This window comes from Runella sp. (genome assembly GCF_027484545.1).
Classification (GTDB): Bacteria; Bacteroidota; Bacteroidia; order Cytophagales; family Spirosomataceae; genus Runella.
The window spans coordinates 1-4,926 of record NZ_JAIXST010000077.1 but is presented as its reverse complement, the minus strand read 5'-3'; the positions used below and the strand labels follow the sequence as shown (position 1 = coordinate 4,926).

The following is a 4,926-nucleotide window of genomic DNA, read 5'->3' as shown; positions in this document are numbered from 1 at the left end:
AAACATTTTTGGCTTAAATTAGAAGACTACAAATGTAAAGACTCCCTCAAAAAAGCAGTCGATAATATTTTAGTGGAAGTCAAAACTAAATACACGATTACTTTTACTTGATTGCTTAATAGGCTCTACCTACAAAGAAAAAACCTACCCAGTAGGTCAAATCAAAACGAATAGGGGAGAAATTCTTTTTTGGTTGTATGACGAAACGCCCAATCACAAAGCCAGTTTTATCAAGCTTGCCAACGAAAACTATTGGGATACGCTTACTTTCAATCGTGTCATCAACAATTTTGTAGCTCAGGGCGGGTGTCCCGATACTCCTGCCAGTTTTGCTGATTCCCCTTATTTATTGAAACCTGAGTTCAGAAAAGAGATTCGTCACATCTATGGTGCAGTGGGTGCCGGCCGTGATAACAATCCTGAAATGCTGTCGGCCGGTTGTCAGTTTTATATTGTCCAAAACAAAAAAGGATTGGCGCGCTTGGACGACAAATTCACGGTTTTTGATCAGGTATTCAAGGGAATGGACATTGTGGATGTTATTGTAGCCGTTAAAACTGATACAACGGATATGCCACTAAAGCCCATTACGTTGGATGTAAATATCATTAAATTGACAGCTAAAGAACTAAAACAAAAAGGCTACGAGAAAACGTTGGAATAACTACCGTTTTTTCATAGCCTTTAATCAAACCTGTAAGGTTTCAAGAACCTTACAGGTTTATTTTCTTATCGCATTTTATTACGTTTCGCCAAATAAGCCGTCAGGATTTGATCGTATCCCTTGGCTACATCAGCTTCTATAAAATCTATTTTGTACTGTCCGCATTTAAGACGAAGTTCATGATAAAACTTTTTAACGGCTTCCTGATACTGCTTCTTCACTTGGCCGGGCTGAATCTTAACTCGTTCCCCCGATTCCAAATCTATAAATTCATACGGGCGGTCGTCAAATGCAAACTCTTCTTCAGTACGGCGGTCTGTGACGTGAAACAATAACACTTCGTGCAGATTGTGCCGCAAATGTTGCATAGCCGAAAAAATACGATCAGTTTCGTTGATGTCTTCAAACATATCACTGAAAATCACCACCAAGGAGCGTTTGTGAATTTTCTCGGCGATTTCGTGCAGAACATCCGCTACGGCCGTTTTACGCTGAGATTTAGGTCGTTTGAGTACGGTTTCCAGTTCTAAAAACAGCTTATGAACGTGCGTAGGCGTGGATTTTATCGGCGTTTGGATTTCGATTTTATCCGAAAAAGTGCACAAACTTACGGCATCTTTTTGGCGTTGAAGCAAATTAGCAATACTTGCCGCGGCCATTACACTGAAAGTTATTTTTTCATGATTGGGCTCGGGATAATACATCGAAGACGACGTATCTATCAGTAAATGACAACGTAAATTGGTTTCTTCCTCGTAGCGTTTCACAAAGAGGCGGTCGCTTTTGGCAAACACCTTCCAGTCAATATGACGCGTACTTTCGCCCGTATTATAAAGGCGATGCTCGGCAAATTCAACCGAGAAACCGTGAAAAGGAGATTTGTGAAGACCTGTAATGAACCCTTCTACCAACTGCCGAGCCAAAAACTCTAAATTACCATATTGCCTTACGCTAGCAATATCGAGATTACGTGTAGCCATTCATAAATAAGTTAAATGTAAAACGGCCTCTAATATACAATTTTCTGTTGATGATTAACGACGAAAATGCACAGACAGTATTCATTAAAATTATTCGTTGGAAAGGGTTCGCTCAATAATATCTCCCGTATCGGTAATGATTTCATCTTTTCCCAGCAGAACCATTCCTTCCATACCCACAACACGAAGATGAACCGTGGCAACTCCCAAACCGACAATGCCTAAATATTGAGCTGCTGCACGAGTCAAGTCTATCAAGCGAGAGTGATGATAGGGACCACGGTCAGTAATTCTCACAATCACAGACCGCTTATTTAATACATTGGTGACTTCTACCATTGTATTAAACGGCAATGACCGATGAGCTGCGGTGTACTCTTTTTGATTAAAACTTTCGCCCAACGAAGTTTTACGACCATGAAACATTTGCGCATAGAAAGATGCTTTCCCTTTTTCTTCTTTTCCCAATAGTTGGGCAGACACGGGATTTCTTTCGATAAGCGCTACTAACAAAAGCAGATAAAAAGTAGTAGAATACATAGGTTTTTGGGGTAAGTATTCATAAAAATAACATTTTCACCAACCATCTTCCTCGAAGCTTACTCAAAAAAATGCAACCCTTTTTGAGTTTAAGGGCTGAAAACTAAGCAAAAAATAAATACGAACTACGTTTCATACAAATCGGCTTACTTCAGCAAGGATATAATAACGTAAAAATCAATAACTTTATTTTAAAAAAATTTTGACAGCAAGCAACAAAACCCGTACTTTAGCGTTTGGTTAAACCCTTAAACCTGATAAGGATAGTGGAAGATAAAGACAGAGAGAAAATCTACTCCAAGCGTGTAAAAGCCGGCAAAAGAACCTATTTTTTTGATGTGCGTTCAACTCGTTCCAATGATTACTACCTAACAATTACCGAAAGTCGCCGTTTCCCGCAGGGAGATGGCTTCGCCTATGAAAAACACAAAATGTTTCTCTACAAAGAAGACTTCGATAAGTTTGTAGATGCCCTTCAAAACACTGTTGATCACATTAAAACTGAATTGATGCCCAATATTGATTTTTCGCAGTACGCCGTACGCGAAGAGTCAGAAGATTTCAGTGGCAGCGATTTAAAGTGGGAATAGCATTTATTTCCTAACCTATCCTACCCTATACTCCGCGCCTCCGGTTTCTGCCGGAGGCTTTTTGGTTTTGCAGCTACGACGAAAAAGACTAATTTTGCGCCTTAATTACCAATTGTGAATTAGTGAATTGTGATTTAGTGAATACTGAGTGGCTCGACGCTACGATTAGTGAATGCTAAAATTGCAAAATCATAAACTTCACAAACTCCAAACTGTAAAATCCAAACTCCGGAATGTCTCTCCAATGTGGTATTGTCGGATTGCCTAATGTAGGCAAATCCACCTTATTTAGTGCTTTATCAAGTGCAAAGGCCGAAGCGGCCAATTATCCTTTTTGTACCATTGAACCCAACGTGGGTGTAGTGGAAGTTCCTGACGATCGGATGCAGGTTCTGGAAGGACTGGTCAAGCCGCAACGCATGGTTCCTACCATCGTCGAAATCGTGGATATCGCCGGACTCGTACGCGGTGCCAGTAAAGGGCAAGGGCTGGGCAATCAGTTTTTGGCCACCATCCGCGAAGTAGATGCCATCATCCACGTAGTTCGCTGCTTTGCCGATGATAATATCGTTCACGTAGAAGGGCGTGTTAATCCCGTCAGCGATAAAGAAATCATTGATTTGGAACTTCAATTTAAAGATTTGGATTCCATTGAAAAAAAATACGCCCGCGTTGAGAAAGCCGCTCGCGTAGGGGATGCGAAAGCCAAAGTCGAACTCGAAATTTTAAATCGTGTCAAGACCGCCTTATTGCATGGCAAAAGTGTGCGGGCAGTTGGATTGACCGACGAAGAAAAAGAAGTCATTTCAGACTTGCAACTGCTGACTGTTAAACCCGTCATTTACGTAGCCAACGTGGATGAAAATGCGATTTTGACGGGTAACGAATACGTGGATCAACTCAAAGCTGCCGTAGCTGACGAAAACGCCGAGGTAATTGTACTTTGTGCTGCCATCGAATCCCAAATTGCCGAAATGGAAGACATAGACGAAAGGACGTTGTTTTTGGGAGAATATGGATTAACTGAATCGGGTCTTAACAAACTCATTCGGGCTTCTTACTCCATCCTTAATTTGATTACGTACTTTACGGCAGGTGTAAAAGAAGTAAGAGCATGGACCATTCAGCGCGGTTGGAAAGCACCGCAAGCTGCGGGGGTGATTCACACCGACTTTGAACGCGGCTTTATTCGCGCAGAAGTAATAAAATTACCCGATTTTGTGCAGTACAAAACAGAAGCGGGTTGCCGGGATGCCGGTAAAATTTCAGTAGAAGGGAAAGAATACGTCGTAAAAGACGGTGACATTATGCACTTCCGATTTAACGTATAATTTTAGAGTGCCGGGTTTTCCTACCCGGCACTCTACTTTTCAGAACTACCACTCTTCCATTTCTTTCGATTTCTTTTTGCCAAACAAAGCCCGAAACGTTCCACACATCGGAATCATGTTATCTACCCGGTTTCGGGCCTGACTCATCAGGTGAATGTTATAGCCTGATTCAATCATTTTGCTGAGCGAAGAAGACAAATAACACATTTCTTCTACATTGACTGAAAAGTCGTTGACTACATATTTCTGAAAGCCTCGGTCATCAAGGTCGGCAAAATACAGAACCAAACAAAAATTTTCTCCTTCAAAATACGAGATAACGCGATTGCTATCAAATTTTTGAGGCATTTCATGGTGGTCTATCAAAGCATCTACAATCGCCACTTCTTCGTTGGTCATGTAGAGGTGTGGTGTCAGATAAACGGGTGGCAGATAATTCATTTCTTTACATTTTGATTTTTGGAGTACTTAGCATTTTTACTTATTTACAAACAAAGCTTGCATACAAAAATCATTTTTCATAATTTTTTTAACAAAATATAAAACTATTTAAAGAAAACCTCCAGTCTGTTTTAAAGTACTTTTAGTTAAAAAATCATGCCAATCAAAAAAATTACCCAAATCCAAATTTTATTTGGTACGATTTCCCATAAAATGGAGCAAAAATGCCTGTTTTTAATACTAACTTTCTAAAAAAAGAAATGTTACTACCCAGGTTGTAATTTGATGATTTGAGTAAGGTACGGTAATACCTCAAGTTTCCTTTTGAGGAGCGTATCAATGACAGAACGAATGATACAAAAAGCACTTTGCCCAGTTTT

General features: G+C 40.2%; 6 protein-coding genes. 3 read left to right on the top strand and 3 right to left on the bottom strand.

What is annotated here, in order from left to right:
- Window positions 1-118 precede the first annotated feature (118 nt).
- Window positions 119-664: a peptidylprolyl isomerase gene (locus Q0081_RS07030; RefSeq protein ID WP_298350690.1), complete on the top strand. Its 546-nt coding sequence runs from the start codon at window positions 119-121 to the stop codon at window positions 662-664.
- Between the two features lie 65 nt (window positions 665-729).
- Here the strand turns inward: Q0081_RS07030 and Q0081_RS07025 are convergent, their stop codons facing one another.
- Both Q0081_RS07025 and Q0081_RS07020 read right to left on the bottom strand, forming a co-directional pair.
- On the bottom strand, window positions 730-1,644 hold the full coding sequence (locus Q0081_RS07025; RefSeq protein WP_298350686.1) for a DUF58 domain-containing protein: 915 nt from the start codon (window positions 1,642-1,644) through the stop codon (window positions 730-732).
- A 90-nt stretch (window positions 1,645-1,734) separates the two neighbouring features.
- Window positions 1,735-2,184, bottom strand: a complete 450-nt coding sequence (locus tag Q0081_RS07020; RefSeq protein WP_298350684.1) for a septal ring lytic transglycosylase RlpA family protein — start codon at window positions 2,182-2,184, stop codon at window positions 1,735-1,737.
- Window positions 2,185-2,450: 266 nt separating this feature from the next.
- Here Q0081_RS07020 and Q0081_RS07015 point away from each other — a divergent pair, with 266 nt between their 5' ends.
- The gene (locus tag Q0081_RS07015; RefSeq protein WP_298350688.1) at window positions 2,451-2,774 is read left to right on the top strand and encodes a DUF3276 family protein; all 324 of its coding nucleotides are present in this window, start codon (window positions 2,451-2,453) and stop codon (window positions 2,772-2,774) included.
- 233 nt (window positions 2,775-3,007) lie between these two features.
- Window positions 3,008-4,105, top strand: coding sequence for a redox-regulated ATPase YchF (gene ychF / locus Q0081_RS07010; protein ID WP_298350682.1), 1,098 nt, complete (start codon window positions 3,008-3,010; stop codon window positions 4,103-4,105).
- A gap of 45 nt (window positions 4,106-4,150) precedes the next feature.
- On the opposite strand, the gene Q0081_RS07005 is transcribed toward ychF, so the two are convergent.
- A complete protein-coding gene (locus Q0081_RS07005; RefSeq protein WP_298350680.1) occupies window positions 4,151-4,546 on the bottom strand; it encodes a hypothetical protein in 396 nt (131 codons plus the stop codon).
- Window positions 4,547-4,926 lie beyond the last annotated feature (380 nt).

Coding starts and splice junctions, on each gene's coding strand:
- Q0081_RS07025 (WP_298350686.1), bottom strand. CDS start 1,644: ATGGCTACACGTAATCTCGATATTGCTAGCGTAAGGCAATATGGTAAT.
- Q0081_RS07020 (WP_298350684.1), bottom strand. CDS start 2,184: ATGTATTCTACTACTTTTTATCTGCTTTTGTTAGTAGCGCTTATCGAA.
- ychF (WP_298350682.1), top strand. CDS start 3,008: ATGTCTCTCCAATGTGGTATTGTCGGATTGCCTAATGTAGGCAAATCC.
- Q0081_RS07005 (WP_298350680.1), bottom strand. CDS start 4,546: ATGAATTATCTGCCACCCGTTTATCTGACACCACACCTCTACATGACC.